Source organism: Streptomyces sp. NPDC044063 (genome assembly GCF_056434285.1).
The window spans coordinates 33,977-47,547 of sequence record NZ_JBWKFM010000005.1 but is presented as its reverse complement, the minus strand read 5'-3'; the positions used below and the strand labels follow the sequence as shown (position 1 = coordinate 47,547).

The 13,571-nt window shown below is 73.5% G+C and carries 14 protein-coding genes; 10 read left to right on the top strand and 4 right to left on the bottom strand.

Annotated elements, in window-relative coordinates; translation table 11 throughout:
* Positions 1-29 precede the first annotated feature (29 nt).
* Positions 30-1,115 carry a Zn-dependent alcohol dehydrogenase gene (locus AC07BS_RS08480; protein ID WP_478641267.1) on the top strand — a complete coding sequence of 362 codons (1,086 nt, stop codon included), beginning with the start codon at positions 30-32 and terminating at the stop codon, positions 1,113-1,115.
* Positions 1,112-2,101 (top strand): 3-oxoacyl-ACP reductase, encoded by a 990-nt coding sequence (locus AC07BS_RS08475; RefSeq protein ID WP_478931047.1) that lies wholly within the window; start codon positions 1,112-1,114, stop codon positions 2,099-2,101. The genes AC07BS_RS08480 and AC07BS_RS08475 overlap by 4 nt, the downstream gene beginning before the upstream one ends.
* Positions 2,102-2,176: 75 nt before the next feature.
* Here the strand turns inward: AC07BS_RS08475 and AC07BS_RS08470 are convergent, their stop codons facing one another.
* Together AC07BS_RS08470 and AC07BS_RS08465 are read right to left on the bottom strand one after the other, a co-directional pair.
* Positions 2,177-2,332, bottom strand: a complete 156-nt coding sequence (locus tag AC07BS_RS08470; RefSeq protein WP_478641266.1) for a hypothetical protein — start codon at positions 2,330-2,332, stop codon at positions 2,177-2,179.
* 235 nt (positions 2,333-2,567) lie between these two features.
* On the bottom strand, positions 2,568-3,677 hold the full coding sequence (locus AC07BS_RS08465; protein ID WP_478641265.1) for a hypothetical protein: 1,110 nt from the start codon (positions 3,675-3,677) through the stop codon (positions 2,568-2,570).
* Positions 3,678-4,042: 365 nt separating this feature from the next.
* Between AC07BS_RS08465 and AC07BS_RS08460 the strand changes: the two genes are divergently transcribed.
* The 4 genes from AC07BS_RS08460 (at position 4,043) to AC07BS_RS08445 (ending at position 7,957) form a co-directional block, all read left to right on the top strand.
* Positions 4,043-5,083: an ABC transporter substrate-binding protein gene (locus tag AC07BS_RS08460; RefSeq protein ID WP_478931045.1), complete on the top strand. Its 1,041-nt coding sequence runs from the start codon at positions 4,043-4,045 to the stop codon at positions 5,081-5,083.
* A 95-nt stretch (positions 5,084-5,178) separates the two neighbouring features.
* On the top strand, positions 5,179-6,018 hold the full coding sequence (locus tag AC07BS_RS08455; protein ID WP_478641263.1) for a Nif3-like dinuclear metal center hexameric protein: 840 nt from the start codon (positions 5,179-5,181) through the stop codon (positions 6,016-6,018).
* A gap of 13 nt (positions 6,019-6,031) precedes the next feature.
* Positions 6,032-6,775, top strand: a complete 744-nt coding sequence (locus tag AC07BS_RS08450; RefSeq protein ID WP_478642067.1) for a zinc ribbon domain-containing protein — start codon at positions 6,032-6,034, stop codon at positions 6,773-6,775.
* Positions 6,776-6,781: 6 nt separating this feature from the next.
* Entirely contained in the window at positions 6,782-7,957 is a 1,176-nt protein-coding gene (locus AC07BS_RS08445; RefSeq protein ID WP_478641262.1) for a bifunctional RNase H/acid phosphatase, read from the top strand.
* A gap of 160 nt (positions 7,958-8,117) precedes the next feature.
* Here AC07BS_RS08445 and AC07BS_RS08440 read toward each other — a convergent pair whose 3' ends face one another.
* Positions 8,118-8,846, bottom strand: coding sequence for a lysophospholipid acyltransferase family protein (locus AC07BS_RS08440; protein ID WP_478647564.1), 729 nt, complete (start codon positions 8,844-8,846; stop codon positions 8,118-8,120).
* A gap of 236 nt (positions 8,847-9,082) precedes the next feature.
* Between AC07BS_RS08440 and AC07BS_RS08435 the strand changes: the two genes are divergently transcribed.
* The 3 genes from AC07BS_RS08435 (at position 9,083) to AC07BS_RS08425 (ending at position 11,468) form a co-directional block, all read left to right on the top strand.
* Positions 9,083-9,412 carry a TlpA family protein disulfide reductase gene (locus AC07BS_RS08435; RefSeq protein ID WP_478647566.1) on the top strand — a complete coding sequence of 110 codons (330 nt, stop codon included), beginning with the start codon at positions 9,083-9,085 and terminating at the stop codon, positions 9,410-9,412.
* Between the two features lie 255 nt (positions 9,413-9,667).
* Entirely contained in the window at positions 9,668-10,456 is a 789-nt protein-coding gene (locus AC07BS_RS08430) for an electron transfer flavoprotein subunit beta/FixA family protein (RefSeq protein WP_478931041.1), read from the top strand.
* A gap of 49 nt (positions 10,457-10,505) precedes the next feature.
* Positions 10,506-11,468, top strand: a complete 963-nt coding sequence (locus tag AC07BS_RS08425) for an electron transfer flavoprotein subunit alpha/FixB family protein (RefSeq protein ID WP_478647569.1) — start codon at positions 10,506-10,508, stop codon at positions 11,466-11,468.
* 89 nt (positions 11,469-11,557) lie between these two features.
* Here AC07BS_RS08425 and AC07BS_RS08420 read toward each other — a convergent pair whose 3' ends face one another.
* Positions 11,558-12,430, bottom strand: coding sequence for a maleylpyruvate isomerase N-terminal domain-containing protein (locus AC07BS_RS08420; RefSeq protein ID WP_478931039.1), 873 nt, complete (start codon positions 12,428-12,430; stop codon positions 11,558-11,560).
* A 148-nt stretch (positions 12,431-12,578) separates the two neighbouring features.
* On the opposite strand from AC07BS_RS08420, the gene AC07BS_RS08415 reads away from it, so the two are divergent.
* The gene (locus AC07BS_RS08415; protein WP_478931037.1) at positions 12,579-13,544 is read left to right on the top strand and encodes a pirin family protein; all 966 of its coding nucleotides are present in this window, start codon (positions 12,579-12,581) and stop codon (positions 13,542-13,544) included.
* Positions 13,545-13,571: the final 27 nt, after the last annotated feature.

Here is a 13,571-nt window from a genome sequence, read left to right as displayed (position 1 = left end):
GAACCCGCACCCGTGAAGGGAGCTCCGCCATGCGCGCCGCCGTACAGCACAAGACCGGGCAGGAGACGCTCGACGTCCTCGACGACGTCGAGGCCGTCGGCTTCGGCCCCGGCAAGGTCAGGATCCGCCTCCGCGCCGCCGGACTGTGCCACTCGGACCTCTCCGCGATGTCCGGGGTCCTGCCGCAGAACGCCCCCTTCGTCCCCGGCCACGAGGGCGCGGGCGTCGTCACCGAGACCGGCCCCGGCGTCACCGGCGCCACCGGCCTCAAGCAGGGCGACCGCGTCCTCATCTGCTGGCTGCCGCCCTGCGGCGGCTGCGCCTCCTGCCGGCGCGGCCAGGGCCAGCTCTGCCTCGCCTCGCTCCGCAACGCCGGCGTCCCCAACTTCCGGCGGCGCGACACCGACGTCTACGGCTTCGCGGGCACCGGCACGTTCGCCGAGGAGGTCGTCGTCGACGCGAGCTGCGCCGTGCCGATCCCCGACGACGTGCCGTACGAGGTCGCCGCGCTCATAGGCTGCGGCGTCACGACCGGTCTGGGCGCCGCGCTGAACACCGCGCGGGTGGCGCCCGGTTCGACCGTCGCCGTCATCGGCTGCGGTGGCGTCGGCGTCTCCGTCATCCAGGGCGCCCGGGTGTGCGGTGCCGCGCACATCGTGGCCGTCGACCCCGTGGAGTCCCGCCGCGAGGCCGCCCTCCGCTTCGGCGCGAGCGAGGCCGTCGCCCCCGAGGGGCTCGCCGACGCCCGGGGCCGCGTCACCGGCCGCGAGGGCTTCGACTACGTCTTCGAGGTCGTCGGGAAGTCCGGCACCGCCCGCACCGCCTACGACGTCACCCGCCGCGGCGGCACCCTGTGCATCGTCGGCGCGGGCGCCCTCGACGACCAGCTCAGCCTCAACATGTTCGAGCTGTTCTTCGACGAGAAGAAGATCCTGCCGTCCCTCTACGGCGGCGGCGACGTCCTGCGCTCGTACGAACGCGCCATCGCCCTGTGGCGGGCCGGACGCGTCGACCTCGAAGGGCTCATCACCCACCGCGTACCGCTGGCCCGCATCAACGACGCCATCGAGCAGATGCGCACCGGCGAGGCGCTCCGCACCTGGGTGACGATGTGACCGCGACCCCCGGCGGGCCCGCCGCCCCCGAGCACGCCGTGAGCCTCCGCGGCCGGACCGCCGTGGTCACCGGGGCCGGACGCGGGCTGGGCCGGGCCGAGGCCCTGGAGCTCGCCCGGCTCGGCGCGGCCGTCGTCGTCAACGACCTCGGCACGCCGGCCCGCGACGGCTCGGGCCGGGCGTCGGCCGGGCCCGCCGAGGCGGTCGCCGAGGAGATCCGCGCCGCGGGCGGCCGGGCCGTGGCCCACGCCGGCGACGTCGCCGACTTCGAGGGGGCCCGCGACCTGGTGCGGCTGGCCGTCGGCACCTTCGGCTCGCTCGACGTCCTGGTGAACAACGCGGGCATCCTCCGCGACCGCATGGTCTTCTCGATGACCGAGGACGAATGGGACGCGGTCGTCCGCGTCCACCTCAAGGGCCACTTCAACACCCTCCGCTTCGCCGCCGAGCACTGGCGAGAACGCTCCAAGGCGACCGGCGCGCCCGTCTACGGACGGGTCGTCAACACCTCCTCGGAGGCGTTCCTCGCGGGATCGCCGGGGCAGCCGAACTACGCGGCGGCCAAGGGCGGCATCGTCGGCCTGACCACCTCCACCGCGCACGCGCTGCGCAAGTACGGGGTGACGGTGAACGCGATCTGCCCGAGGGCCCGCACCCGGATGACGGAGGACGTCTTCGCCTCCGTGCCCCGCTCCGCCGCCGACGGCGGTGTGGACGCGCTCGCCCCGGAGCACGTCTCGCCCCTGGTGGCCTATCTGGCGTCGCCGTCCGCGGCCGGGGTGAGCGGGCAGGTGTTCGTGGTGCACGGCGGGATGGTGGCCGTCGTCGAGCGGCCGCGGGTGGCCGCGCGGTTCGACGCGGCGGGCGACGTCTTCGACGTGGCGGAGCTGGCGGCCGCGCTGACCCCTTATTACGCGGAGCGGCCGGTGGGTGAGACGTTCGCGGCGCCCGAGGTGCTGGAACTGCGACGCCGGGCGGGCTCCTGAGGTGAAGGAGCCCGCCCGGCGGCGGATCGGACCGGCCGCACCGGCCGGTCCGTGGGAACGATGCGTGCGGGCTGATCAGCTCGCGTCGGCGCGGCGGTGCTTGCCGTGGGCGGGCGCGCGGTTCTCGTCCGCGGCGGCCGGGCCGCGGTGCCTGCCGTGGGCAGTGGCTGCGGCCTGGGCGGACGCCTCCAGCGGGCGCGCCTCGGTCGTGTCGGTTCGGGCATCGGACATGGGGAATGACACTCCGTGGGATGGGGATGCGTGCTCTGCGCGTCGGGGCCACCGCAGTGGCGCAGGCGTCACGGACATCACCAGACGTCAACACGCTGTCCACGCACGACCGTTCCGCTCACCACGGTCTGACCCGGGTGCCCGGCCGGTACGGCTGCGTAACCCCCGGCCGAGTTTAACGGGACCTTGATCAACGAGCCACCCGTACCCGAGCGCGTGTCCGCCATGTCCCCCGTTATGACGTACGGGCGCAAGGGGCCTGTTGCAGCGGTACGGGCCGGGGTGCCGGGACGGACAGCGGATCGTCGTCGTCCGCGTCGGGGGTCTCGCCGTGGACGTCCTCCCGGGCCCCGCCGGGCACCACCCCGGCGCCGTCCTCCGCCGGCGACAGCCGCGCCAGCCCGCATGGAACGCCCGGCGTCACGAACGGCAGCCGCAGCTCGCCGTCCGCCGTCCACAGCCCCGCGCCCACCAGCCACCCCACCGGGCCCTGGAACTGCTGCAACCGCTTCCGTCCGGGCCGCCACACCCCGACCCAGCTGTCCGCGGCCCGGTCGATCCGGAACGCCACCGAGCACCCCTCCGGCGACAGCCCCTGCCCCGGCTGGGCGGCGAACGGCGTCAGCGAGGCGTCCGGCGGCAGCAGGCACTCGGGGAAGCGCACCGGGCGCGCCGATCCGAGCACCCCCCACCCCACCCGGTCCACACCGGGCGCGTCGGACGCGACGACCAGCAGCCCGCTGTCCGGCTCGGCCAGCAGCAGCCGGTCGTTGCTCTTCTCCGTGATCTGCAGCAGCGGGCTGGTCTCGCCGCCCCGGCCCAGGTCGACGACGACGGCCTTCGTCAGCCCCTCCAGCTCCCGGTCGAGCGCCAGCAGACGCCCGGCGCGATCCAGCCACGCCCCGCCCTCGCAGCGGCCCGGGACCGTCGCCAGCAGCTCCGGCCCGCCCGGGCCGCCGTAGACCCGCCAGAGCGTCGTCTGCTCCTCGCCGTGCACCAGCGCGTAGGCCGACGTGCCGTCGGGCGCGGGCGGCAGCAGGGAGAGATACGGGCAGTCGATGGCGCCCAGTGGCAGCTCGCCCGTCCCCCGCCCGGCCGGATAGAGGAGGGAAAGGGCGTAGCGGTCGGCCACCCGGCGGCGGATGAGCACCCGTCCGTCGGACAGCGGGAGCACCTGGCTGTCCGGCTCCTCGGGCTGGCTGCCCGGCAGGGACACGGCGTACGGCTCGGGGCCGTCGAGGGTCCAGCGCTCGGGGAACCAGCCGTCGGTGCCATGACCCAGGGCCAGCCAGGCGGCGTACGAGCCGTCGACAGTGACAGTGAACGCCGTACGCCTCGTGTCCACCGGCAACGCACTGGGGGAAGTGTCTTGCGGGGCGCGCTGGGCGTCATGGGGAGCACAGACCGTCATGAGAAACGTCACCTCCGGCACTGAACGTAGTTATCGAGCCTGCGGCCCCACCCTCCGACTCCCGACGCTTCACGCGTAAGGGTGGCGTATTTCTGGTTTGCCCGGTACGTGGGGGGTGATTGTGCTTCACGCGCGTCGCATGTTTAAAGTGCGAGTAAGGCAAGGCGAACCTAAGTGCGTCCGGATCTGGCCGACCGGCGCCCTTGACCTCGGCCGTCCCCGGCCACCTCGGCCGACCCGGCCATCTCCGTCGACCCCCGCCCACGCCGTCACCCCACCGCACCACCCCTGGAGCCCCCATGTCTCTCCGTCGCCGCGGCAGCGCCGCCGCAGCCCTGTCCCTCGCCGCCGCGCTCGTCCTGACGGCCTGTGGCGCGTCCGGCGACGGGGAGGACAAGGCCGGCAAGGACGGCGGAGCGGGCTCCAAGGCCGTCGCGCAGGGCGGCAAGGACTTCGGGACGGCCGCCGAGGAGACCGCGAAGCTCGGCACCGACGCCGGGCCCGGCCGGTTCCCGCGCACCGTCACCCACGCGCTGGGGAAGACGGAGATCAAGGAAGCGCCCAAGCGCGTCGTCGTCCTCGACGTCGGCGAGCTCGACAACGTCGTCTCCCTCGGCATCAAGCCCGTCGGCTGGGCCTCCAGCGAGGGCAGCCAGGAGATCCCGGCGTACCTGAAGAAGGAAGCCGGTGACCCCAAGAGCGTCGGCACCATCAACAACCTCAACCTCGAGGCCATCAACGAGCTCAAGCCCGACCTGATCCTGGGCAGCAAGCTGCGCGCGGAGAAGAGCTACAAGGACCTCTCCAAGATCGCTCCCACGGTGTTCTCCATCCGCCCCGGCTTCACCTGGAAGCAGAACTACCTCCTCAACGCCGCGGCCCTCGACAGGACCGCCGAGGCGAAGAAGCAGCTGGAGGCCTACGAGGCCAAGGCCAGGAAGCTGGGCGAGGACATCGGCGAGAAGAAGCCGGCCATCAGCATGGTGCGCTACATGCCGCAGTTCACCCGCCTGTACGCCCAGCAGTCGTTCATCGGCACCATCCTCAAGGACGCCGGCCTGCCCCGCCCGAAGATCCAGGCCGTCGACAAGCTCGCCGTCGAGATCAGCCCGGAGAACATCGACAAGGCCGACGGCGACTGGATCTTCACCGGGGTCTACGGCGACCCGGAGAAGACCAAGCGGAACGCCGCCGAGGACAACCCGCTGTGGAAGAACCTCGGCGCGGTCAGGAACGGACAGGCCGAGATGGTCAAGGACGAGACCTGGTACCTCGGCCTCGGCGTCACCGCCGCCGACAGTGTCCTGGACGACCTCCGCGGCTTCCTCGTGAAGAAGTAGCCCCCGGCCGGGAAACGGAGGCGGGAAACGGGGGCGGGAAACGGGGGCGGCACGCGTCAGCGAACCGTGGGCACGAGGGAAGGTAGCCTTTCCCCGTGCCCGTACTGTCTGAAGTCATCGCCGCCCTCGAGGCCCTCTGGCCCCCGGAGCGGGCAGAGCAGTGGGACGCCGTCGGCACGGTCTGCGGCGACCCCGAGGCCGAGATCCGCCGGGTCCTGTTCGCCGTCGACCCCGTACAGGAGGTCGTCGACGAGGCCGTGCGCCTCGGCGCCGACCTGCTCGTCACCCACCACCCGCTCTATCTGCGCGGCACGACGACGGTCTCGGCCGGCACCTTCAAGGGCCGCGCCGTGCACACCCTCATCAAGAACGACATCGCCCTCCACGTCGCGCACACCAACGCCGACAGCGCCGACCCCGGCGTCTCCGACGCCCTCGCCGGCGCCCTCGACCTGCGCGTCACCGGGCCCCTCGTGCCCGACCCGAGCGACCCCTCCGGCCGCCGGGGCCTGGGCCGGGTCTGCGAGCTCGACCCGCCGATGAGCCTGGCCGACTTCGCCGAGCGCGCCGCCAAGCGGCTGCCCGCGACCGCCCAGGGCATCCGTGTCGCCGGCGACCCCACGCGCACCATCCGCACCGTCGCGGTCTGCGGCGGCTCCGGCGACTCCCTCTTCGACGACGTCCGCGCCGCCGGCGTCGACGCCTACGTCACCGCCGACCTGCGCCACCACCCGGCCTCCGAGGCCCAGCAGCACAGCCCGCTGGCCCTGGTCGACGCCGCGCACTGGGCCACCGAATGGCCCTGGACCGAGCAGGCCGCCGCCCAGCTCGACGAGATCTCCGACCGCCACGGCTGGGGCCTGCGCACCCACGTCTCGCGAACGGTCACCGACCCCTGGACCGCCCACGCGGCGTCCTCCACCCACAACCACTAACAGGAGCCCCCAAATCAACGCCGCGCCCGCCGACCAGATCCGTCTCCTCGATCTCCAGGCCCTGGACGTCCGCCTCACCCAGCTCGCCCACAAGCGCAAGAGCCTCCCCGAGCACGCCGAGATCACCTCCCTCGAGGGCGACCTCGCCCAGCACCGCGACCTGCTCGTCGCCGCGCAGACCGAGGAGGGCGACTGCGCCCGCGAGCAGACCAAGGCCGAGCAGGACGTCGACCAGGTCCGCCAGCGCGCCGCCCGCGACCAGCAGCGCCTGGACTCCGGCGCCGGCATGTCCCCCAAGGACCTGGAGAAGCTCCAGCACGAGATCGCCTCCCTCGCCAAGCGCCAGGGCGACCTGGAGGACGTCGTCCTCGAGGTCATGGAGCGCCGTGAGGCCGCCGCCGAGCGCGCCGCCGAGCTGACCGGCCGCGTCGCCTCCGTCCAGGCCAAGGTCGACGACGCCGTCGCCCGCCGCGACGCCGCCCTCGCGACCATCGACGCCGAGGTCGCCACCGTCACCAAGGAGCGCGAGGTCGTCGCCGGCTCCGTCCCGGCCGACCTGATCAAGCTCTACGACAAGATCCGTGCCCGCTCCGGCGGCGTCGGCGCCGCCCGCCTCTACCAGCGCCGCTGCGAGGGCTGCCGTCTGGAGCTCGACATCACCGAGCTCAACGAGGTCCGCAAGGCCGCCACCGACGAGGTCGTCCGCTGCGAGAACTGCAGCTGCATCCTGGTCCGCACGCCCGAGTCGGGCCTGTAGACCCGGATGGCACATCGCTTCATCGTCGAGGCGGACGGCGGGTCCCGGGGCAACCCGGGACCCGCCGGCTACGGCGCGGTCGTCCTCGACGCCGTCACCGGCGAGGCCCTCGCCGAGGCCGCCGAGTACATCGGCACGGCCACGAACAACGTCGCCGAGTACAAGGGCCTGATCGCCGGGCTGGAGGCCGCGAAGGCCATCGACCCCGACGCCGAGATCCGGGTCCGCATGGACTCCAAGCTCGTCGTCGAGCAGATGTCCGGCCGCTGGAAGATCAAGCACCCGGACATGAAGCCGCTGGCCGCCGAGGCCCGGCGGATCCTCGCCCCGGGCCAGGTCTCCTACGAGTGGATCCCGCGCGAGAAGAACAAGCACGCCGACCGGCTCGCCAACGAGGCCATGGACGCGGGAGCGGCGGGCAGGCAGTGGGAGCCGGGCCGTTCGTCGGCGGGCCTCGCCGTCGCGGCGTCGGCCGCCGCCCCCGTCGCCGAACCGCTCGCCGAGCCCCTCGCCGAACCGAAGGCCGTGCCCGTCGGCTGGGGCGCCGCGGCGGACATGGGCGCGCCCACGACCTTCGTCCTGCTGCGCCACGGCGAGACCGCCCTCACCCCGCAGAAGCGTTTCTCGGGCAGCGGCGGCACCGACCCCGAGCTGTCGGACGCGGGCCGTCGCCAGGCCGCGGCCGTGGCGGCCGCGCTCGCCGCGCGCGGCACGATCCAGGCGATCGTCAGCTCGCCGATGCGCCGTACCCGGGAGACCGCCGAGGCCGTCGCCCGGGCGCTGAACCTCGAGGTCCGCGTCGACGAGGGCCTGCGCGAGGCGGACTTCGGCGCCTGGGAGGGCCTGACCTTCGCCGAGGTCAAGGAGCGCCACCCCGAGGACCTCGACGCCTGGCTCGCCTCCTCCAAGGCCGCGCCCACCGGCGGCGGCGAGAGCTTCGCGGCCGTCGCCCGCCGCATGGCCGTCACCCGCGACAAGCTCCTCGCCCGCTATGCCGGCCGCACGGTCCTGCTGGTCACCCATGTGACCCCGGTCAAGACGCTGGTCCGGCTCGCCCTGGGCGCCCCGCCGGAGTCCCTCTTCCGGATGGAGCTGTCGGCCGCCTCGCTGTCGGCGGTGGCCTACTACGCCGACGGCAACGCGTCGGTGCGCCTGCTGAACGACACCGCGCACCTGCGCTGACGGTCGCCGCTGCCGGTACGGGTCCCGGGGGGGGGGGCCCGGGGGGGGGGGGGGGGGGGGGGGGGGGGGGGGGGGGGGGGAAAAAAAAAAAAAAAAAAAAAAAAACCCCCCCCCCCCCCCCCCCCCCCCCCCCCCCCCCCCCGCTCCCGTTTCCGTGGGTTCAGCGGCGCTCGGACGCCAGGGCCTCGGCCGGGGTGGGGGCCGTGCCCCCGAGGTGGGCCGGGATCCACCAGCTGTCGGCCGGGCCGTCGGCCCGCACCGGATAGGCACGCTGGGCGGACTCCAGGAGCTCCTGGACCCGGGAGCGGACACGTTCGGTCGTCCGGACCGCGGACTCGGCCGGATCGGCCGTCACGGGCTGCCCGACGCGGATCGTCACGGGCACGTGGTTGCGGCCGAGGTCGCGCCGGCGGCCCTTGGTCCACAGCCGCTGCGTGCCCCACAGCGCCATCGGCACCAGCGGCACCCCGGCCTCCTGGGCCAGCCGGGCCGCGCCGGACTTGAAGTTCTTCAGGGTGAACGACGTGGAGATCGTCGCCTCCGGGAAGACGCCGACGATCTCGCCCGAGCGCAGGGCCGACAGCGCGTGGTCGTAGGCTCCGGCGCCCGCGGCGCGGTCGACGGGGATGTGCTTCATCGCCCGCATCAGCGGTCCGGAGACCTTGTGCCGGAAGACGGACTCCTTCGCCATGAAGCGCACCAGGCGCTTGGCGGGCCGGGCGGCGAGACCGCAGAAGACGAAGTCGAGGTAGCCGATGTGGTTGCTCACCAGCACGGCGCCGCCCCGCTGCGGGATGTGCTCGCCGCCCTGGATGTCGAAGCGCAGGTCCAGCGCCTTGAACATGGTGCGGGCGAAACCGATCACCGGCGGGTAGACGAGCTCTGCCATTACGGGAAGATCCTTCCGGCCTGGGGAGGGTGCTCCCGGCTGAAACGCTGAAGTTACGCGAACGTAGGGTTTTGCCAGATCGTGCCCGAACGTCCGTCCCCCGATCCAGCCGGGAGGCACCCGGGACCGGGAGATCCTCGTCACGTCGGGAAATTTCCCCGCTTCCGGGCGTGCTGCACCCTGGAAACCGGACAGTCGCGCGACGGGCGTGGGACGAGTGACCGGAAGGGGCCGGGGTGCGGGGGCAGGAGACACGGGCGGTGCGGCTGGACGCCGCCGACATCGGCGCGGAGTTGGGGGCGCGGGCGACGCTGGTGCAGTTCTCCAGCGCCTTCTGCCAGCCGTGCCGGGCGACCCGGCGCGTCCTGGGGGACGTCGCCGCGATGGTCGAGGGCGTCGCGCACGTGGAGATCGACGCGGAGGCCCGGCTGGATCTCGTCCGGGCGCTCGGTGTGCGGGCCACGCCCACCACGCTGGTGCTCGATGCCGAAGGGCGGGAGGTGCGCCGCGCCGCCGGACAGCCGCGCCGGGCCGACGTCGTCGCGGCGCTCGGCGCGGTGCTCTGACGTGCCGTGACCCCCGCCCGGCGGCGCGTCGCGACCGCCGGTGTCCCAACGTTCCGCCGGGTCGTGGAATCCCCTCGCGCCGCGTTGGGCAGATCACAGTCGAGCGGCCTTGCGTTCGACGGACACCCTCGATGTACTGACGAGTAACATTCCGGTCGGGGGCGCAGCCCGCACCCGCCGGGGTCCGCCCCCACAAGGCGCCTATGCTGCCTGCCAAGGCAGCTTTGATAGAGACGATGCAGTAGGAGAGCCGGCGTGAGCTTGAGGATCGTTGTCACTGTGAAGTACGTGCCCGACGCCACCGGCGACCGGCACTTCGCCGAGGACCTGACCGTCGACCGTGACGACGTGGACGGTCTGCTCTCGGAGCTCGACGAGTACGCGGTCGAGCAGGCGCTGCAGATCAAGGAGGCGGCCGACGACGACGCGGAGATCACCGTCCTGACCGTCGGTCCCGAGGACGCCAAGGACGCCCTGCGCAAGGCGCTGTCCATGGGCGCCGACAAGGCCGTCCACGTCGAGGACGACGACCTCCACGGCACCGACGCGCTGGGCACCTCGCTGGTGCTGGCCAAGGCGCTGGAGCACGTCGGCTTCGACCTGGTCGTCTCCGGCATGGCCTCCACCGACGGCGGCATGGGTGTCGTCCCGGCGATGCTGGCCGAGCGCCTGGGCGTGCCGCAGGTGACCCTGCTCTCCGAGGTCAAGGTCGAGGGCGGCACGGTGACCGGCCGCCGCGACGGCGACTCCGCCAGCGAGCAGCTCCAGGCGGCCCTGCCGGCCGTCGTCTCCGTCACGGACCAGTCCGGCGAGGCCCGTTACCCGTCCTTCAAGGGCATCATGGCCGCCAAGAAGAAGCCGGTGGAGTCCCTGGACCTGTCCGACCTCGGCATCGAGGCGGAGGAGGTCGGTCTCGGGGGCGCCTGGACCACGGTCGACGAGGCCACGGAGCGCCCGGCCCGTACGGCCGGCACGGTCGTCAAGGACGAGGGCGAGGGCGGCAAGCAGCTCGCCGAGTTCCTCGCGGGCCAGAAGTTCATCTGAGCCCGGCCCTCCCCCCTCCGATCCTTCGTACCTGCAGGAGAGCAGATCCATGGCTGAAGTTCTCGTCTACGTCGACCACGTGGACGGCGCCGTCCGCAAGCCCACCCTCGAGCTGCTGACCCTCGCCCGCCGCATCGGCGAGCCCGTGGCCGTGCACCTGGGTGCCGGCGCGGACACCGCCGCCGCGACGCTGGCCGAGTACGGCGCGGTGAAGGTCCTCACCGCCGACGCCGCCGAGTTCGCCGACTACCTCGTCGTCCCGAAGGTGGACGCGCTGGAGGCCGCGTACAAGGCCGTCTCCCCCGCCGCCGTGCTCGTCCCCTCCTCCGCGGAGGGCAAGGAGATCGCGGCCCGCCTCGCGGTCCGCATCGGCTCCGGCATCATCACCGACGCCGTCGACCTGGAGGCCGGCGACGAGGGCCCGGTGGCCACGCAGTCCGTCTTCGCGGCCTCGTACTCCACCCGGTCCCGCGTCACCAAGGGCACCCCGGTCATCACCGTCAAGCCCAACTCCGCGGCCCCGGAGGCCGCCCCGGCCGCCGGCACGGTCGAGCAGCTGGCCGTCTCCTTCGGCGAGAAGTCCACCGGCACCAAGGTCGTCTCCCGCACCCCGCGCGAGTCCACCGGCCGCCCCGAGCTGACCGAGGCCGCGATCGTGGTCTCCGGTGGCCGCGGCGTCAACGGCGCCGAGAACTTCACCATCGTCGAGGCCCTCGCCGACTCCCTCGGCGCGGCCGTCGGCGCCTCCCGCGCCGCCGTGGACGCCGGCTGGTACCCGCACACCAACCAGGTCGGCCAGACCGGCAAGTCGGTCTCCCCGCAGCTGTACATCGCGGCGGGCATCTCCGGTGCCATCCAGCACCGGGCCGGCATGCAGACGTCCAAGACCATCGTCGCCATCAACAAGGACGCCGAGGCCCCGATCTTCGACCTCGTCGACTACGGCGTCGTCGGCGACCTCTTCGAGGTCGTCCCGCAGCTGACGCAGGAGATCACCGCCCGCAAGGGCTGATCGCCACGCCACAGGCGGCACCGAGCCCCCCGACCCGGCGGAACCGCCGGGTCGGGGGGCTCTCCTCATGCCCGGTCAGGCCTGCCCGGTCAGGCGAGGACGTGGTCGAGCCAGTGCGCCACCAGCCCGGCGTCGCCCGTGACGCGGACGCCCGGCGCGGTGACCGGCAGCCGGCGCTTGGCCAGGAGCAGCAGCGTGTCGCCCGGTGCCCGCACGACGGCGTCCGGGCGCCCCGCGTCGGGCGCGACGAGGCCCGGACCGGTGTCGGACAGCCTCAGCAGCCACTCCCGGGCGCCCTCCGGCGAGCCGTCCTCCGCGCGGAACAGGATGTGCTCGCCCGTGCGGCGCAGGTCCGCGAAGCGCGGGTTGAGCAGGGCGGCGACGCCCGGCTGGTCCAGCGAGGAGAACCAGAAGTCCAGGCTGTCCAGGGACACCTCGGGGTCCAGCCGGGGAGCCCGGCCGAGCGCGAGGTCCGCGTCGGCGCGGTGCACGCCGATCTCCAGCGCGCCCCAGGTGGCCCAGAACCGGGCCCGGTGCTCGCCGAAGGCCGTCCAGGAGGGCGCGTCCGGGCCGCCCGCGCGCAGCGCGGTGACGAGGGCTCGGGCGGACTCCGCCACCGGCGGCACCAGCCGCTCCTCGGCCTCCCGCCCGCCGGAGGGCACCCCGATGTAGGCGCGGGCGAGCGCGTCGACGTAGGACGACCAGGGCGCCGCGGGGTCGAACGGCTCCTCGGCCATGGTCGGCAGGAAGGCGTGCGGCGGCCGGAACTCGTCGTCCGGGCTGGTGACGAGGCCCGCGGCCCAGACGAGGGCCGTGTGCACATGGGCGGCGAGGTGGGCCGCGGTCCAGCCGGGACAGGCGTCGATGTCCCGGTCGTGGGCGATGCGCGGCAGCGTGTCGGCGAAGTGGTCGGCCTGTTCGGATATGTAGTCGCACAGGCGGGAATGACTGAATTCGTACATGGTCTCCCCTGGGGTAAATGACCAAAAGGAAACCGATCCAATCAAGCCCCGCTGACGCCACATTGACATCGCGCTCGCGCGCTCCCCGGCGGCCTCGCGCAGGGGGCCCGGCCCGCCGCGGCGCACACGGTGCGGCTACGTTGTCACCATGAGCAACCTCGACCTGCACCCCGCTCCCACGCAGTGCGGCGGCCGCGCCGGGACTCCCGGCGGCCCGGTTCACGAACTGCTCGAACCCAAGCGGGTGCCACTCGGCGAATCCACCTACGTCCGGCGGCTGCTGCCCAACCTGGGCCGGCGCATGGTCGGCGGCTGGGCCTTCGTCGACCACTACGGGCCCGACGACATCGCCGGCGGACCCGGCATGCAGGTGCCCCCGCACCCGCACATGGGCCTCCAGACCGTCAGCTGGCTCCACGAGGGGGAGGTGCTCCACCGGGACAGCGTGGGGAGCCTCCAGCGCGTGGGGCCCCGGGAGCTCGGCCTGATGACGTCCGGCCGGGGCATCACCCACTCCGAGGAGAGCCCCGTCCCCCATCCCCGCTACCTCCACGGCGCCCAGCTGTGGGTGGCCCTGCCCGACGCCCACCGGCACGTGGCACCGCACTTCGAGCACCACGCCGGGCTGCCCGTCGTCACGGCGCCCGGGGCGAGCGCGACCGTGATCCTGGGCACCCTCGACGGCACGCGCTCGCCCGGCACCACCTACAGCCCGCTCGTGGGCGCCGACATCACGCTCGCGGACGGGGCGCGCACGAACCTTCCGCTCGAACCGGACTTCGAGTACGCGGTGCTCTCGATGTCCGGCGAGGTCCACGTCGACGGGGTCCCGGTGCTGCCCGGCTCCATGCTCTACCTGGGGTGCGGCCGCACCGAACTGCCGCTGCGGGCCGCGTCGGACGCCGGCCTGATGCTGCTGGGCGGCGAGCCGTTCGACGAGAAGATCGTCATGTGGTGGAACTTCGTCGCGCGCACGAACGACGAGATCGTACGGGCCCGCGAGGACTGGGCGGCCGACTCCCGCTTCGGCGCGGTGGAGGGCTACGCCGGCCCCCGCCTCGACGCCCCCGCCCTCCCACCCGTACCGCTCAAGCCGCGGGGGCGCGCGCGGTGACGGGCGTCCAGGGGGTCCAGGGAGTCC